This window comes from Anaeromassilibacillus sp. 1001302B_160321_C8, assembly GCF_015554745.1.
GTDB classification, from domain to species: domain Bacteria; phylum Bacillota; class Clostridia; order Oscillospirales; family Acutalibacteraceae; genus Anaeromassilibacillus; species Anaeromassilibacillus stercoravium.
Genome location: NZ_JADNJD010000020.1, coordinates 1 through 15,742 on the forward strand (window position 1 = coordinate 1; position 15,742 = coordinate 15,742).

Consider the following 15,742-nt stretch of genomic DNA (forward strand, 5'->3'; position numbering starts at 1 on the left):
TGCCTGGCTCTCCCCGAAAGAAAAACTTGCTGCTTTCTTTGAATCTCTCGCTGTACAAGATGTTTGACAAACCTACATGTTCTGTGTTTCATCCCAGTGAACATCCGCCACCGCCGCACAGACCACACGCGCCGCCCCTTCCCGCAACAAGATACGCGCACATTCGCAGAGCGTTGCGCCCGTCGTGACGATATCATCGATGAGCAGGATGGACTCTCCCGCCAGCCGTATCCCGTTGCAAGCCCGGTATACGCCCTGCACATTTCGCAGGCGTTCTTCGCCGGAGAGTTCGTGCTGCACCTGGTTTTCCTTCGCCTTTCGGAGCGTTTCTACATAGGGCAGTCCCAGCCATTTTGCAGCCTCCCGCGCAATCAGCTCCGCCTGGTTGTATCCACGCTCGCGCAGGCGTCGTTTCGAAAGAGGGACCGCTGTTGCAACCGTAAAAGCTTCCTCCCTCCATTGCTCCCGAAGCCCTTCGGCAACTTTCCGGCCATAATAGGGCGCGTATTCCCGGTGCCCCTGGAACTTGAACCGCATGAGCGATTCTTTGACCGGGCCTTCATAGCGGAAGGGCGTCAAACACCATACAGTCTCCCCGCTTACGCCCGGTTTCATGCGGCGAATCGCGGGAGAAGCCGCGATCTCGTTTTCACACGCTTCACAGATCTCCCACCCTGGATAGATTAATTCGTCGCAAAATAGGCATCGCGGAGGGAACAGCATGTCCCCCAATGTTCGAAAAACAGCCTTTAAGCCCATGGTTCCTTCCCTTCTATTCCTCCTGACCGGCGCCCGTCAAAAAATATAAAAGGCCGGAGTAACGCCGGGTCTTGCGGGCGTTTTCCACCATTGCCTGCACGGTGCGCCGCATCCCCACCATCACCAGCAGCGTTTTTGCGCGCGTGATGGCCGTATAAAGGAGATTGCGATAGCACAACTGCGGCGGCCCGGGAAACATGGGCATCACCACCGCGGTGAACTCATTTCCTTGGCTTTTATGGACCGTCATAGCATAGGCCAATTCCAACTCGGAGGCGGCATCCAATTCGTACAGGACGAGGCGGTCGTCGTCCATCAGCACCGTCAGGACGGAAGCGCGGCGGTCCACCCCGCACAACACACCCATGTCCCCGTTGAACACGCCTTCGCCGGTGGTGCCGTCCGATTTGTTCCAAGGGAGGTTGTAGTCGTTTTTGACTTGCATCACCTTGTCCCCTTCGCGGAACAACACCCCGTTGACCGTGATCTCATTCTTTTTGCGGTCCGGTGGGTTCAGCGCAGCCTGTAGGCGCTTATTCAGCTCATTGGTTCCCAGATCGCCCTTCCTACCGGGACAAAGGACCTGAATGTCCGCCATGGGGGAATATCCATAGCTGGCGGGCAGGCGCTTGGCGCAGAGGCCGACGATGGTCTCCGCCACATCTGCGGCATTGCTGCTGGGCAAAAAGAAGAAATCGCTTGTCCGCACGGAGAGGTCGGGCATCTCCCCGGCCACGATCCGGTGGGCGTTTGTAACGATCAAGCTCTGCATGGACTGCCGGAAAATCTCGTTCAAACGCACCACCGGAAGCATCTCCGAGGCAATCAGATCGCCCAGCACATTGCCGGGTCCCACGCTGGGAAGCTGGTCGCTGTCGCCCACCAGGATCAAGCGGCAGCCGAGCGGGAGCGCCCGCAGCACTGCCTCAAAAATGGTGACGTCCACCATGGAAAGCTCGTCGATCACCAGTGCGTCGCAATCCAGATTGTTCTTTTCGTTCTTGGCAAAGGTGGGCTGGTCGTTCTCATCCCATTCCACCTGCAACAAGCGGTGGATGGTCTTGGCCTCTTTGCCGGTCAGGTCGGACATCCGCTTCGCCGCGCGGCCTGTCGGCGCAGCCAAAAGCACCTTTTCCCCCTTGCGCTCCAAAATCTTGATGATTGCGTTGAGCGTGGTGGTCTTTCCGGTGCCGGGGCCGCCGGTCAAGATCAGCATGCCTTGGGACAACGCCTTGCGGATGGCCTGCTTTTGCATCTCCGCATAGCGGATCGAGAGTTCCTGCTCCATCACCGCTATGTAGTGGTCGATCCCGACGATCGACTGCGCCGGATAACGCAGCAGCATCCCGATGCGCGCTGCTGCGTAAACTTCGGAGCGGTGCAGCTTTGGGGTAAAAATAAATTCCCTGCCGTGAAAGAGCTGGGAGATGACGGAACCGTCCTGCTTGAGCTGTTCCAGCGCCTCCTGGGTAAGCGTCACATCGACGCCCAGCATTCCGGCCGTCGCAGCCAGAAGCTTTTCCTCCGGCAGGCAGGTGTGCCCATTCCCGATGTTGTGCTTTAAAACATACACCAGCCCGGCGCGGAGGCGGCAGATGTCGTCCTGCGGGCGCTCCAAAGAGGCGGCGATGTCGTCCGCCCGGCTGAATCCGATGTTCAGTCCGTCGTCACATAGGCAATAGGGATTCTCCTGGACGCGTTCCACGGCCTGCGGGCCGAACTGTTTCCAGATGCGCACCGCTTCCTCCGGGGAAATGCCGTATTGCCCCAAACTGAGCATCATCTCCCGGATGCCGTGCACGCGCTGGAACTCCTCCCCAATCTTCCGCGCCTTGTCGCGTGTAATCCCCTTGATGCTGCTCAGGCGCTCCGGTTCTTCTTCCAAAATGTGCAGGGTGTTGTCCCCAAAGGTATCCACAATCCGGGCGGCGGTGGCAGCTCCAATTCCCTTGATCGCTCCGGAGGACAGGTATTTCAGCATTGCCACTGCAGTGGCCGGCTTGGAGCGCTCAAACGCCTCCACCTTGAACTGCGTGCCAAAATTCGGATGGCTGCTCCAGTTGCCGATCACCCGGAGCTCCTCTCCGGCGCTCACCCAGGGGATGGTCCCCACCACGGTGACCAGCTCCTGGCCGTTGTTGAGCTCCAATACCGTATATCCATTTTTTTCATTCCGAAAGACAACCCGCTCCACCGAGCCGGTCATCTCCAGAAGGGTCTCTTCATACATGTTGGTTCCTCCCATATGTCGGGTTTTTGCACTCCAATTGCATCGCTTGGCAGCCGTCATCCGACAAAATTCCAATTCCAACAGGGCTTATACCGGCCGTTTGTCCGTTCGGCCGGTATAAGGCATGATTTTAGTATAGACGATTTTGTATGTATTTGTAAACTATTGTTCCAGGATTTCCGCGACTTCCTCCGGCGTACAAATGCGCACATCCAGGTTTTCACGGCTGACAACACGGCAGACCTCCCGCGTTTCTTCGTCCATTCCTCGGTCGACGCAGAGCACCAGCTTCTCCTGCGTGCTGTCCAACCAGCGCAAATGCTCCAAGGCGTTCTTCAGTGCGAGCTCCGCTTCACCGTCGTGCCCTTGGAAGGAGAGCACCCAAAAGAGCTTCCCCCGATGGCGGGTGCGCAAAAAATGGAAGGCCAAAAGCCGGAATACCTCTGTCAGCCCAACAATCGCTAAAAGAATCAGAATGGTCTTAAATAGAATTCCCCACATAAAAAATCACCTCATCACAGTTTATGTGACAAGGTGATTTCCGCGCATATTTTTTTCGAAAATCGTACTATTTAAGCGTTAAGCGCCGCCTTGAGCGCTTCTACCCGGTCCCGCTGTTCCCACGGCAGGTTCAGATCTTCGCGGCCCATATGACCATAGTTGGAGATCTGGCGGTAAATCGGGCGGCAGAGGTCGAAATTCTGGATGATCGCGGCCGGGCGCAGGTCAAACACTTTGCGCACGGCATTTTCCAGCTGTTCGCTGGTATAATCGGACGTCCCGAAGGTATCCACCGCAACCGAGATGGGCCGCGCTACACCGATGGCATAAGCAAGCTGCACCTCACATTTCTTTGCCAAACCCGCCGCTACAATGTTCTTCGCGACATAGCGTGCCGCATAAGCCCCGGAACGGTCCACTTTGGTCGGGTCCTTTCCGGAGAAGGCGCCGCCCCCATGACGGCCATACCCGCCATAGGAATCCACAATGATCTTGCGCCCCGTCAAGCCGGTATCCCCCGCCGGGCCACCCACAACAAAGCGGCCGGTCGGGTTGACATAAAATTTGGTGTTCTCGTCCAGCCACTTGGCCGGGATCGCCGCTTTGATCACATGTTCCACCACGTCGGCGCGAATCTGTTCCAACGTGACATCCGGGCTGTGCTGCGTGGACAGCACGACCGTATCCACGCGCACCGGGACGCCGTCTTCGTACTCCACAGTAATCTGCGTCTTCCCATCCGGACGCAGATAGGGCAGCTCGCGGCTCTTGCGCACGTCGCTCAGCTTTTTGGACACCTTGTGCGCCAGGGAGATCGCCAGGGGCATGAGCTCCGGTGTTTCGTCGCAGGCAAAGCCAAACATCATCCCCTGGTCGCCCGCGCCGACGCTGTCGAGGGCGTCGGTCGCGCCGTTCTGCGCCTCATAGGATTTATTGACGCCCATGGCGATATCGGGCGACTGCATATCGATCGATGTGATAACGCCGCAGGTATTGCCGTCAAATCCATATTTGTTGTTGCTATAGCCGACGTCGATGGCCACATTGCGGGCGATCGACGCAATATCCACGTAGCATTCCGTGGAAATCTCACCCATGATGTGCAGCATCCCGGTTGTCGCCGCCACCTCGCAGGCGACATGCGCATGGGGGTCCTGCTCCAAAATCGCATCCAATACCGCGTCGGAAATCTGGTCGCAGAGTTTATCGGGATGCCCCTCGGTCACCGATTCGGAAGTGAAAAAATACTTTGCCATGTTGTGTTTGTCCTCCTGTTTGAAAATTGCCAGTCTTGTCCATGTCCTTGGAAGCGCGATTGCCTCCTGATTCAAGATTCCAGGTCATAAAAAAGCCGCCCGGAAAACCGAGCGGCCTATAAAGCAACCTCATCTTTCGGTTTACCCGCAGGAATTAGCACCTTGCTTTTAAAAGCAGGTTGCCGGACATCACAGGGCCTGTTCCCTCCGTCACTCTTGATAAGGACATATTCTGTTAGCAGATGTATTATAGCACGGATTGGTATCCCTGTAAAGGGACAAAATAAGAAAAATTCCTACAAAATGTGTCTTAGGACTGGCCAACAAGATCCTTATGACGGCGGACAAACGGCTGCAATGCCTTGAAGACAATCGCTGTAATCACACAGTTGGCGGATGCCTTGATGAGATTAAACGGGATAATCACTGGGATGATCATATCCACGACCGCCTGCATCGGCACGCCCTGGAAATAGCTGGTCAATACCAGATTCAGCGGGATCATCAACGCGGTCATCGCCAAAGTCCCCAGCACCATACCGACGACCGTATCGCGGAATTTGTGGTGCCAGCCGCTGAACTGCCCCACCAGGACCACCAGCGCACCGGATGCGACAACGTGCATCACCAGCCCAATCCAGCCATCACCGCCCAAGAGAAACGCCTGGATCAGGGAAACCACCAGCAGGATCACCAGCCCCGGTACGGTTCCAAACAACAGCGTCCCCAATAGGATCGGCACATCCGCCATGTCGTACTTCATGAACGGTGCGGCAGGGATAATCGGGAATTGGGTGACCGTTACAAGAACGATTGCAATTGCGGCGAGCATTCCCATTTGCGCCATGCGGATCACATTGTCTTTGGTGTTTGTTTTCATAGATACCTCTCCTTTTTGTGGGCTGTCTACGAAAAAAGCCCCGCGGCAATAACGCCACGGGGCCTAAATACGCATAACGCGCGGTTCTTCTTCCATCCGGACTATACCGTCGGCTTTGGGATCTCACCAAAATCAGCTTTCGCTCGCGGGCTTGTCGGCTAACGCCGCATTACCGCCGGTGGGGAATTGCACCCCGCCCCGAAGACAGCTCTTAAATTTGTTAATATTATAACGCTCTTCCATGCGTCTGTCAATCCTTAGAACGATATTTTTCCGGAATTACTTGCTCCACCATGTTTTGTATGTAAGATAAGCTAAAGGAAGAATCGTATTGGCGCACGCCGTGCTGTTGCGCCAATGCCTCCGAATATTGTTCGAGCGGATAGATCGTTATATTCCGGAAATAGTCGCCGTAATGGGTGACAATCGGTTCGAAACGGACGTCCGTTATGGATATCTTCCCGCTTTGCAGCTCTTTCTCCACGGTCACCTGGAGCATCCCGCCCACCATGCTCATCGCGCGATCCTGCGCCGAGACAAAATTTCCCAGGGCATAGACCACCGGACATTGCGCGCCATCCGAAGCGCGTTCCAACATAGCCACCGGCTGTAAGGTATGCGCATGGTTTCCGAAAATAATATCCGCGCCCCAATCCACCAGATTTTGGGCCAGCTCCTGCTGCTTCTGGGTGGGGGTATGGGTATACTCTGTCCCCCAGTGGACGGATACCACTACAACGTCCGCCATGGATTTCGCCTTCTGGACCAACCGCTTCAGAAGGTCCGTCTCCTTGGTCAAGAGGATGTGATAGGGGGAATCCTTCGGCAGAAACAGGCCGTTGGTCATCTCCGTCACACCGATGTGCGCTGTCTTGATGCCGTTTTTCTCTATGATGCGGATGTTTTCCAAGTCCGCATCGCTTCGGTACGCCCCCACCACGGCGGCATTCTTTTTGTCCCAAGTGTCCAACGTGGCGCGCAGCCCCTGTTCGCCCTGATCCAGTATATGATTGTTCGCATGGTTGATGACATCAAAACCGATCTTCACCAGCTCGTCCCCCAATTCCGCCGGCGAATTGAACCGCGGGTATCCGGATAAGGGCAGGATATCGCCCGCCAGCGGCGTCTCTTGGTTGATGACCGCGACGTCCGCCTGTTGGATATAGGGGGCAACCCGCTCATATACCGGGGAAAAGTCATAGCCTGTCCCGCCGGCGCGCCGGTTGGCCTGTTTGTAAATGCCGTCGTGGATTAGGTTGTCGCCCACCCCGAGGATTGTGATCGAGGCGGTCTCCGGCTCCGGCAAAGGTTCGCTTTCCAAAGGCTTGTCCGGAGGCGGTGTAGACGGCGTTTCCGGCTCCAGCTCCTGTGACGGTTCGAACGGTTCCTCCGCTGGCTGTGAAACGCTCTCTTGTGGGATCTGCTCTGTATTCTGAATCCGCCCCGTGGTGGTCAGCAGAAGGAAAGCAGCAACGCACAGCAAAACAGCTAAGCCCGCTGTGGACATCCGCAAAATGACCGTCCCCATGCGCACCGGTAATGGGCGGGGATTCTTCCGGTAATACTTTGCTTTTTTCATATCGGGTTCTCCTGTATTGATACCGTCCATGGCGGCCGATATACTTCATCGGCCGCGCCATTCTCTACTTGGATTATACATCAAACTGCGGAAGAAAGCCATGAAAACCGTATGACGGATTCCGACAGAAACAGCCGCCGTGAAGGATCGGCTCCACAGCGGCTGATCGAAAGGATCTCCAGAACCAGTTATGCCGGGTAAACCAGGTTCCGCTCGTCCCAATCTTCGATGATGGGCAGGAAGTCCTGCGCCTCTTTTCGCGCTCCTGCCAGATCGTGCTCCAAGTAGTTGCCGCATTCTTTGGCCGTCGCCCCGGGGATCTCCCCTTCATACTCTGCAATCTGCCGGAAAATCGAGCGGATCAGGCGCACCGCGTCCGCCTCCTCCATGTCCTTGAGCAGGAAATAGCAGCCCGTCCGGCAGCCCATCGGCCCAAAGTAGATCACATGATCCTTCCACTCCGAATTGCGCGCAAAGGTCGCGAACAGGTGCTCCAGGGTGTGCAACGCCGCGTTTTCCAAATAGGGCGGCGTATTGGGGCGGCGCATACGGATGTCATATGTCTTTACGTCCCCGTCAATGCGGGAGAGGTAAATGCCAGGTACCAATTTGTCGTGGTCAATGCAAAAGCTTGCAATTTTATCCATACGATTTCCTCCATTTTTGTTTGAATCAGATGATTGGATCTCAGCCAAAGGAACGGCCTCCCGTGAGCTTATCCAGATCTATCCCTGCAAAAAATCCGTTGATCAGTTCCAAAGCATCCTGAATGGACCGTTCATACACATCGAAAAAGCTTTCGTTCTTGGGCTCTCCATTCTCCGGCCAGCGCCATGTTCCCAGCAACGTGTTGGCGTAATCGAAATCATCCCCTTCGCCCACGCCGCGGATATGGCACGAAAGGAGATGCTTCCCGCCATGCTTCTTTTCCCAACGCTCCACCAGCGATTTTTTCAAGCTGGTACGGTCGTTCAACCATCCCAATGCTGTGTGCGCATCCCGGATCGCCTGTTCCACCAACGGTTTTGCATGCGGCACGCCAAACCGTACATGCAGCAAAAACGCATAGAGTGTGGCAATCTCTGCCTCCACCTGTGGGTCCTTCGGAAGCGTCTTTTTGAGGGAAAACTCAATTGGAAGCGCCCCGGCCTCATAGCGCAGCAGGATCACGTCGAGCGCCGACTCCAATTCGTGGTGTGCAATCTGCTCATCTTGCTCCGGTTGAACCTGTAACAGTTCGCGCGCATGCGCCCGCACAAACGGGTGGCAGGTCCGGTCCGCCGCATAATGGCAGAGGAATCCCGCGATATAGCTTTTTACGATCTCCGAAGGGTGGGACTCCGCATAACCGCGCAAAATGGATAAGGTCTGAACGACCTCTTCCTGGTGCAATCGTTCCCCGTAAACAGAGAGACTCTCCCCTTTTTGCCAAGGCAAAACACGGTGATAAAAAAGGAAGTCCGGTCCCTGTGCGCCCCACAAAAGCGCATCGCGGTTGGCCGTATCTGGTTTCCAGAGTTCCAGCACCCGCAGGACGTGGTAGTAATGTGTGATTGCCGCAGGCATATGCATCCCTCGCTTTCCGTCTCCGCCATTCATAAAAATAGGAGACATCCCAAAAGATGTCTCCTATTGTAGCACAATCGATTTTCTTTTTAAAGGACTTTGGACAAAAAGTCCTGCAGACGTGGATTCTTCGGATGCGTGAAGAACTCGTCCGGCTTGGCCTCTTCCAAGACCTGACCCTCATCCATGAAGAGGACACGCGTGGCCACCTCGCGGGCAAAATTCATCTCGTGCGTGACAACCACCATGGTCATCCCTTCGTGCGCAAGCTCTTTCATAACCTGAAGCACTTCTCCAACCATCTCCGGGTCCAAGGCGCTGGTCGGTTCGTCAAAGAGCATCACATCCGGCTCCATCGCAAGTGCGCGCACAATGGCAATGCGCTGCTGCTGGCCGCCAGAGAGCTGGGAGGGATAGGCGTTTGCTTTATCCTCCAGACCAATGCGCTTCAAAAGCTGCATCGCCTTATCGTCCGCCTCTTTCTGCGTCTTAATCTTGAGCGTCACGGGCGCAAGCGTGATGTTTTTCAACACGGACAGGTGCGGAAACAGATTGAAGTGCTGGAACACCATGCCCATTTTGCGGCGGAGCTGGTCTACATCGCAGCCGGGAGCGTTGATCTGCGTCCCTTCAAACCACACCTCGCCCCCGGTGGGCATTTCCAGCAGGTTCAGGCAGCGGAGAAAGGTGCTCTTTCCGGAGCCGGACGGCCCCACGATCACCACCTTTTCCCCTTTTTGAATCTCCTGGTTGATCCCCTTGAGCACATGAAGGTCGCCCCGCAGGGTATGGAACGTCTTTTCCAAATTTTTAACGCTTATCATTTTAACGTTTATCACTCTGGTGCAGCCTCCTTTCGAGCTTGGACAGGCACGTAGTCAACAGGATGACCAGCACCAGATAAACCGCCGCCACCAGGAACAGGGGCAGGAATGCATCGTATGTAATACTGCGGATAATATCGCCGCCCTTGGTCAGATCCTGAATGCCGACATAGCCGGCGACGGAAGTCTCCTTCAAAAGGGCGATAAACTCATTGAAGACCGCGGGAGCGACATTTTTAAATGCCTGCGGCAAAACGATCTTGCTCATGGTTGTCCGGCCGTTCAACCCCAGGGAGCGCCCAGCCTCGATCTGGCCACGGTCCACGGACTGGATGCCGCTTCGAATGACCTCGGCAACATAGGCGCCGGAATTGATACCGAACGACAGCATTGCCACCAGAAGCGTTTCCCCGCTGGCGAAGATGAAGTACACCATAATCATCAACTGCACCAGCACAGGGGTGCCGCGGATAACCGTCAAGTATAAACCGCAAATTTTATTGAGGATGCGCAGTTTCTTTGGGTTATTCTGATGCGTGATGCGCACCAGGGCGACCAACGTACCCAGGATGATACCGATGATGACAGCCACCAACGTGATTGCCACCGTGTTGCCAAATCCCTGTACGATGTACATATACCGGTCTTTTAAAATAAAATCATTATAGAACTGCTGTCCCAGATCGGAGAAAAAGGACAGCGGAAGCGATGCGAAAAGTGTCTGCATGACGACCTCCCCATAAAACAGAAGCAGGCAGAAAAGCCGCTGCTCCTATCAAAGGGTCCAGCCGCTCTTCTGCTGTCTCTTGTTTCTTCTAAATTTATTCAGCGCTGATGTACTTGCTGACGATCTCATCCATCTCGCCGCTGTCCTTCATCTCCTGAAGGACTTCGTTGACCAGCTTCTGCAATTCCGTGCTGCCCTTCGGCATGGCAATTGCATATTCTTCGCTCGTGAGCGCCTCATCCAGCTTCTTGATCTTATCGCTGTTCTTTTCCACCAGCTTTTCAGCCGGGAAATCGTCGATGACAACCGCGTCAATACGGCCAGCGAGCAGGTCGGAAACTGCCTCCATGCCCTTGCTGTAACGCTTCACTTCTGCCACAGAAATGTCGTTCTCTCCGTCCTCGTTGGTGCAATACTGGTCGCCCGTGGTGCCCAGCTGGACGCCGACCGTCTTACCGTTCAGATCGGTACGGGAAGTGATGTCACTGTCATTCGTCACAATGATCGCCTGGGAAGCGTCGAAATACGGATCGGAGAAATCCACGTTCTTTTTGCGGTCCTCGCTCGCAGTCATACCCGCTGCAACGATGTCCGCTTTGCCGGACTGCAACGCTGTGATCAATGTGTCAAATGCGATGTCGCTGACTTCCAGCTCTACGCCCAGCTTATCGGCAATTTTTTGGGAAATCTCAATGTCGATGCCAACGACCTCGTCGCCATCCTTGTACTCAAACGGCTCAAACTCCGCATTGGTTGCCATGTACAGCGTTCCTGCATTTTGAATGTCCTCCGGCGTCTTGACTTTGCTGCCGCAAGCAGACATCGGAACCATCATGGACACCGCCAGAAGGAATGCTAAAATCTTCTTCCCTGTTTTCATAAATCGTACCCCCAAATTCGTTACTAAAATCTTCTCTCATTCTATCGCATAAATATTCATATTTCAAGCATACTTATGCGGTCTTCGAAATTTCAGAAGATTTGATAACTTACTAGATAAAATTCGAATAATTTTGTGGAACTTGCAAGCCGCAAGACTCCAAAAGTATACAGAAATCCTCTGGAACTGGCGCGATTATGCACATTCTTTCCCCAGTCACCGGATGTTGGAAGATTGCCTGTGCACAGTGAAGTGCCTGGCGGCCAATATATTCCCGGCTCCCGCCATACAGATCGTCCCCTGCTAAAGGGTTCCCTCTGTTGGACATATGCACGCGGATTTGATGTGTCCGACCGGTTTCCAGCCGGAAAGCCGCCAATGTATGACTCTTTGAGCAGCATAAAGCACGCCAATGCGTCACCGCGTGGATTCCGTTTTCCGAAACGCAGCGCTGGATCGTATGCCCCGGCAATCGCTCAATCGGGCCGTTTTCCGTCCCGCTTCCCGTCAGGATACCTTCGCATACCGCCAAATAGACTTTTTCGATTCCATGTGCCAAGCGCGCTGCTGCATAGGTGTTCTTCGCCAAAACCAATACGCCGGTGGTGTCCCGATCCAGCCGATAGACCGGCCGGAAGGCGCAGCACGCATCTTTTTTCTGAAAATATGCGGCAACCGCATTTGCCAAGCTGTCCCGGTCGTGCCCAGGAGAGGGATGCACCGGCATCGCCGCTGGCTTGTCAACCGCCAAGAGATCCCGGTCCTCATAGAGTGGGGCCAAAGGAAGATCCACCGGTTCTGGACAGGCACCGTCCGCGGGAAGCGCAAGCTGTACTTGGTCGCCAGCCTGCAAAACCTTTCGTACCGTCGCATGGACGCCATTGACTGTAATTCCCAGAGGTTCCTTCTTGAGATCGGTCAAAAGCCGGGCGGATACCCCGCAAAAATGGCGCAAAAACCCTTTTAACTGTGCAGCATCGTATGCTTCCGGCACTGTGAACGTCAGTTTTCTCATGGAACCTCCCCGCGGGCAGACAAAAAGAACGGCGGCAAGCCCATCCGCACACCGCCGTTCTGTCCCACAAAACGATTTATTTTACTTCGACGGTCCAACCAAACTCGTCCTTAATTTTACCCCACTGGATTCCAGTGAGGGTATCGTACAACTTCTGGGAGAGCGGACCGATTTCCCCATTGTTGATCTCCATGATGTCGTCGCCCCACTTCAAGTGGCCAATCGGGGAGATAACTGCCGCCGTACCAGTACCGAACGCCTCTTTCAGGCGGCCTTCTGCCGCTGCATCCGCAACCTCCTGGATCGAAAGCCTCCGCTCCGAAACCTTCATCCCCCAGGACTTCAACATCTCAATGCAGGACATACGGGTAATGCCGGACAGGATCGAACCCTGCAACGCGGGTGTGACCACTTCGTCGTCAATGACAAAGAAGACATTCATGGTGCCGACTTCTTCGATGTATTTGCGCTCCACGCCGTCGAGCCACAGCACCTGGGTATAATCCTGCTTCTCCGCCTCATCCTGCGCCTTCAAGGAAGCTGCATAGTTGCCCGCCGTCTTCGTGAAGCCCATGCCGCCGCGCACCGCACGGACATAATTGGTCTCCACATAAATCTTGACCGGATCGAGCCCTTCCGGATAGTACGCGCCTACCGGGCAGCAGATGACCATGAACAACAGATGGTGCGCCGGATGTACGCCGATGTGAGGATCGACGCCAATGATAAACGGGCGAATATAGAGGGACGTCCCCTCTTCACTGGGCACCCAGTCCTTTTCTACGGAGACGAGTTTTTCAATCGCTGCCTTCGCAAGCTCCTCGTCGATCGGAGGAATGCACAGGCGGTCATTGGAAACATTCAGGCGGGCCATGTTTTTATCCGGACGGAACAGCAAAATTCTGCCATCCTGCGCGCGGTAAGCCTTCATGCCTTCAAATACGGACTGGCCGTAATGCAGGCACATGGCGGAAGGATCCATTTCAATCGGCCCATAAGGAACGATGCGGGGATCGTGCCAACCCTGCCCCTCGTCGTAGTTCATAATAAACATGTGGTCGGTGAAAATGGTTCCGAACGGAAGGGGCGCGCCCGGAGCCGGCTTTTGTTTCGGATTTTTTGTAAGTTCCACTCTGATTTCCTGCATGGTAAATGCCCTCTTTCTGATTATTCCCGTTTATTGTACCATCATTTTTCGGGGATTTCAAGCTGTTACTGTGCGAAAGGCACAGCAAATTTCTCCACAGATTTGATAAGATTTGATCTGTTTTTTAGAGGGAACTCCAAATTCTTCCCCTTGCTACAATCTTATCTATCAAATTTGCATTTCTCCATCGCTATTTTCATTTTGCACAGAAGCATCAAATATCCTGCATAAATGCTGTTCCATGGTTACGCAGCCCCTTGGGATAGCGATTCTTCAAACGGCCTCCCGAGCATTTTCCAAACCCGGTGACAATGCCGTCCACCGCCACGCCGGTATAGCCCTTATAGGAATCGGGCGCTTCCAGCTCTTCCCCGTGCAGGAATGCAGCGATCCGTGGGTCACTGTGGGATAGCTCGAGTACCACACGCAGTTCCTGGGGCTTTGCCGCCATAAACGCCGCATGTGCCGGTTCGATTCGTTTCTGAAAGGTGCCCAACAGCACGCCAGCCCGCAACACCCCGAGGCCCTTCATCTGGGGAAGGCCGTTTGGCAAAAGCAAGAGGTTGTCGCCGATCTGTTCCATTGCCCCCTTGGGCGCTTCTCGATAGATCAGCTCACAGCAGGCTCGCGCCTCCTTACTCGGCTTTTGATAGGAATAGGGCGCCGGCGCATCGCCGTTTTCGGATATCCGCTGTAACTTCGCCACAAAATGGCCCTCTCCGCCATCCAGCGGCAGGATGCGCCGTGTTTGTGGAATCGTGCCCGGCCGTCCGAAAGAGACGCCGCAATCCACCAGTGCAAAATCGCAATGTTCCTCCAAAAACGCAGAGATCACCCCTTCGTTTTCCTCAGGGGAGAATGTGCAGGTCGAATAGACCAGAATGCCACCCTCCCGCAGGGCCTGCGACGCACTCTCCAAAATCGCAAGCTGGCGCACAGCGCAAGTCTTTACATGCTCGGGACTCCATTCCTGTATCGCCCGTTCGTCGCGCCGGAACATCCCTTCCCCGGAGCAGGGGGCATCCACAAGCACTTTGTCAAAGAAGCCCGCCAACGCACTGCACAGGACCTCCGGACGGCAGCAGGATACGACCGCATTCCGCACGCCCATCCGCTCCATATTGGAGAGCAATACGTTTGCCCGGTTCCGGACAACCTCATTGCTCCAGAGCAAGCCCTTCCCCGCCAATAAAGCGGCGATCTGTGTGGATTTTCCACCAGGCGCCGCGCAGAGGTCCAGCACCCGTTCGCCGGGCTGCGGGGCTAACACAGTGACAGCCGAAGCCGCGGACGGTTCCTGCACATAAAATGCACCCGCATGGTGCAACGGCAACACGCCCAGATGCTCCGCCTCCTTTGGAACATAATAGGAAAGCGGCGAAAACGGCGCCGCTGTGACCGGAAACGGCAGGGCCGAGCGGAGAAGATCTTCCCCACATTTTTGGGGATTCAAGCGGATTCCCCGCAAGTGCGGCTTTTCATAACAGGCGAGAAAGGCCTCATATTCCCTGCCTAATGTCTCTTTCATGCGGTCGCAAAATGCATGCGGCAATGTTGTCATGTCTGTTTCTTCCCTTCTTGAACATCTCTTTCTTTCCATCTTTTCTGGCTTCCTGTGGGCATCCGGCAATACCGCTTTCAGGATGGCAACGCTGCACCACGCTGTTCAAAATTTTCCCGCGCTTCTTTGAGTAGCAAGCCATGGTTTTCGCCACGGGGCTCTTCTTTGCCGGATAAAAACACATCGATTTCCCAATAACCAATCGGGCAAATGTAGGAAATCATATCTTTGTGGCTGGGAATGGTTCGATCCCCGCAACATGTACAAGGCGCACCGTTCTCCACATGCGTCCGTTCCTCTTCGTTGTCTGGCCGGTTCCCCTTCTTTTCCCGTAGGGCGGAACCCTATTTTGGGCCTTTCTCAATGCCGCCACCTCCTTGCATAGTTCGCATCATTGGATTTCGCACATTTTTTGAAAGCAAAATCGCATAATTCCTCTTTCCAAAACCAATAATAAGTGCGCAAAGGGGGTGAATACACATGAACAGCAATTACAATAACAGTCAGAACAGTTCCCAGAATCGCTCTAGCCAGAACAGCTTGCAGAACAATTCCCAGAACCGTTCCAGCCAGAATGCCAAGAACAGCACGCAGAACCGCTCTAGCCAGAACAGCCAGAATTGCAAGAATGGCACCAATCAGTGCAGCGGTCAGAACAACAGCCAGAACAGCAACAACTAACGTTCCATTCTGACGATCGCCCATTTTTTCGCAGATGCCGCTTGCCGTGCAAGCTACATCTGCGGGAATGGGTGCGAGAAATCCCCAGGCTATATGTAAGAACAGGCGGCTTTGTTACACGACAAGGCCGCCTGTT

The 15,742-nt window shown here is 54.7% G+C and carries 16 protein-coding genes and 2 riboswitches; of the genes, 1 reads left to right on the plus strand and 15 read right to left on the minus strand.

From position 1 onward, the window contains the following. Positions 1 to 72: 72 nt before the first annotated feature. The 15 genes from I2E77_RS12045 to I2E77_RS12115 all read right to left on the minus strand — a co-directional run bounded on the left by I2E77_RS12045 (position 73) and on the right by I2E77_RS12115 (position 15,209). Positions 73 to 759 carry a ComF family protein gene (locus I2E77_RS12045; protein ID WP_195451310.1) on the minus strand — a complete coding sequence of 229 codons (687 nt, stop codon included), beginning with the start codon at positions 757 to 759 and terminating at the stop codon, positions 73 to 75. Between the two features lie 13 nt (positions 760 to 772). Continuing rightward, positions 773 to 2,989, minus strand: a complete 2,217-nt coding sequence (recD2, locus tag I2E77_RS12050) for an SF1B family DNA helicase RecD2 (protein WP_195451311.1) — start codon at positions 2,987 to 2,989, stop codon at positions 773 to 775. 162 nt (positions 2,990 to 3,151) lie between these two features. Further along, positions 3,152 to 3,490 carry a hypothetical protein gene (locus tag I2E77_RS12055; RefSeq protein WP_191405249.1) on the minus strand — a complete coding sequence of 113 codons (339 nt, stop codon included), beginning with the start codon at positions 3,488 to 3,490 and terminating at the stop codon, positions 3,152 to 3,154. A 71-nt stretch (positions 3,491 to 3,561) separates the two neighbouring features. Next, positions 3,562 to 4,746, minus strand: a complete 1,185-nt coding sequence (gene metK / locus I2E77_RS12060; RefSeq protein WP_087231839.1) for a methionine adenosyltransferase — start codon at positions 4,744 to 4,746, stop codon at positions 3,562 to 3,564. A 126-nt stretch (positions 4,747 to 4,872) separates the two neighbouring features. After that, positions 4,873 to 4,972, minus strand: a riboswitch (SAM riboswitch). 84 nt (positions 4,973 to 5,056) lie between these two features. Continuing rightward, complete coding sequence (locus tag I2E77_RS12065; protein WP_087231836.1) at positions 5,057 to 5,626, minus strand: ECF transporter S component; 570 nt, start codon at positions 5,624 to 5,626, stop codon at positions 5,057 to 5,059. 80 nt (positions 5,627 to 5,706) lie between these two features. Further along, positions 5,707 to 5,836: riboswitch (FMN riboswitch) on the minus strand. A 40-nt stretch (positions 5,837 to 5,876) separates the two neighbouring features. Continuing rightward, complete coding sequence (locus I2E77_RS12070; protein ID WP_195451312.1) at positions 5,877 to 7,205, minus strand: CapA family protein; 1,329 nt, start codon at positions 7,203 to 7,205, stop codon at positions 5,877 to 5,879. 188 nt (positions 7,206 to 7,393) lie between these two features. Then, on the minus strand, positions 7,394 to 7,852 hold the full coding sequence (locus I2E77_RS12075) for an S-ribosylhomocysteine lyase (protein WP_087231830.1): 459 nt from the start codon (positions 7,850 to 7,852) through the stop codon (positions 7,394 to 7,396). 40 nt (positions 7,853 to 7,892) lie between these two features. Then, entirely contained in the window at positions 7,893 to 8,804 is a 912-nt protein-coding gene (locus tag I2E77_RS12080; RefSeq protein ID WP_195451313.1) for a zinc dependent phospholipase C family protein, read from the minus strand. A 56-nt stretch (positions 8,805 to 8,860) separates the two neighbouring features. Next, the gene (locus I2E77_RS12085; protein ID WP_087231824.1) at positions 8,861 to 9,595 is read right to left on the minus strand and encodes an amino acid ABC transporter ATP-binding protein; all 735 of its coding nucleotides are present in this window, start codon (positions 9,593 to 9,595) and stop codon (positions 8,861 to 8,863) included. Between the two features lies 1 nt (position 9,596). Further along, entirely contained in the window at positions 9,597 to 10,322 is a 726-nt protein-coding gene (locus I2E77_RS12090) for an amino acid ABC transporter permease (RefSeq protein WP_195451314.1), read from the minus strand. Between the two features lie 94 nt (positions 10,323 to 10,416). Further along, positions 10,417 to 11,202, minus strand: coding sequence for a basic amino acid ABC transporter substrate-binding protein (locus I2E77_RS12095; protein WP_191362858.1), 786 nt, complete (start codon positions 11,200 to 11,202; stop codon positions 10,417 to 10,419). 112 nt (positions 11,203 to 11,314) lie between these two features. Continuing rightward, complete coding sequence (locus I2E77_RS12100) at positions 11,315 to 12,217, minus strand: RluA family pseudouridine synthase (RefSeq protein WP_195451315.1); 903 nt, start codon at positions 12,215 to 12,217, stop codon at positions 11,315 to 11,317. A 76-nt stretch (positions 12,218 to 12,293) separates the two neighbouring features. Continuing rightward, entirely contained in the window at positions 12,294 to 13,364 is a 1,071-nt protein-coding gene (locus tag I2E77_RS12105) for a branched-chain amino acid aminotransferase (RefSeq protein ID WP_087231814.1), read from the minus strand. A gap of 214 nt (positions 13,365 to 13,578) precedes the next feature. Further along, positions 13,579 to 14,925: an RsmF rRNA methyltransferase first C-terminal domain-containing protein gene (locus I2E77_RS12110; RefSeq protein WP_191405252.1), complete on the minus strand. Its 1,347-nt coding sequence runs from the start codon at positions 14,923 to 14,925 to the stop codon at positions 13,579 to 13,581. Positions 14,926 to 15,002: 77 nt separating this feature from the next. Continuing rightward, positions 15,003 to 15,209 (minus strand): CPCC family cysteine-rich protein, encoded by a 207-nt coding sequence (locus I2E77_RS12115; RefSeq protein WP_191448614.1) that lies wholly within the window; start codon positions 15,207 to 15,209, stop codon positions 15,003 to 15,005. A gap of 196 nt (positions 15,210 to 15,405) precedes the next feature. Between I2E77_RS12115 and I2E77_RS12120 the strand changes: the two genes are divergently transcribed. Continuing rightward, positions 15,406 to 15,606, plus strand: coding sequence for a hypothetical protein (locus tag I2E77_RS12120; RefSeq protein ID WP_087231805.1), 201 nt, complete (start codon positions 15,406 to 15,408; stop codon positions 15,604 to 15,606). Positions 15,607 to 15,742 lie beyond the last annotated feature (136 nt).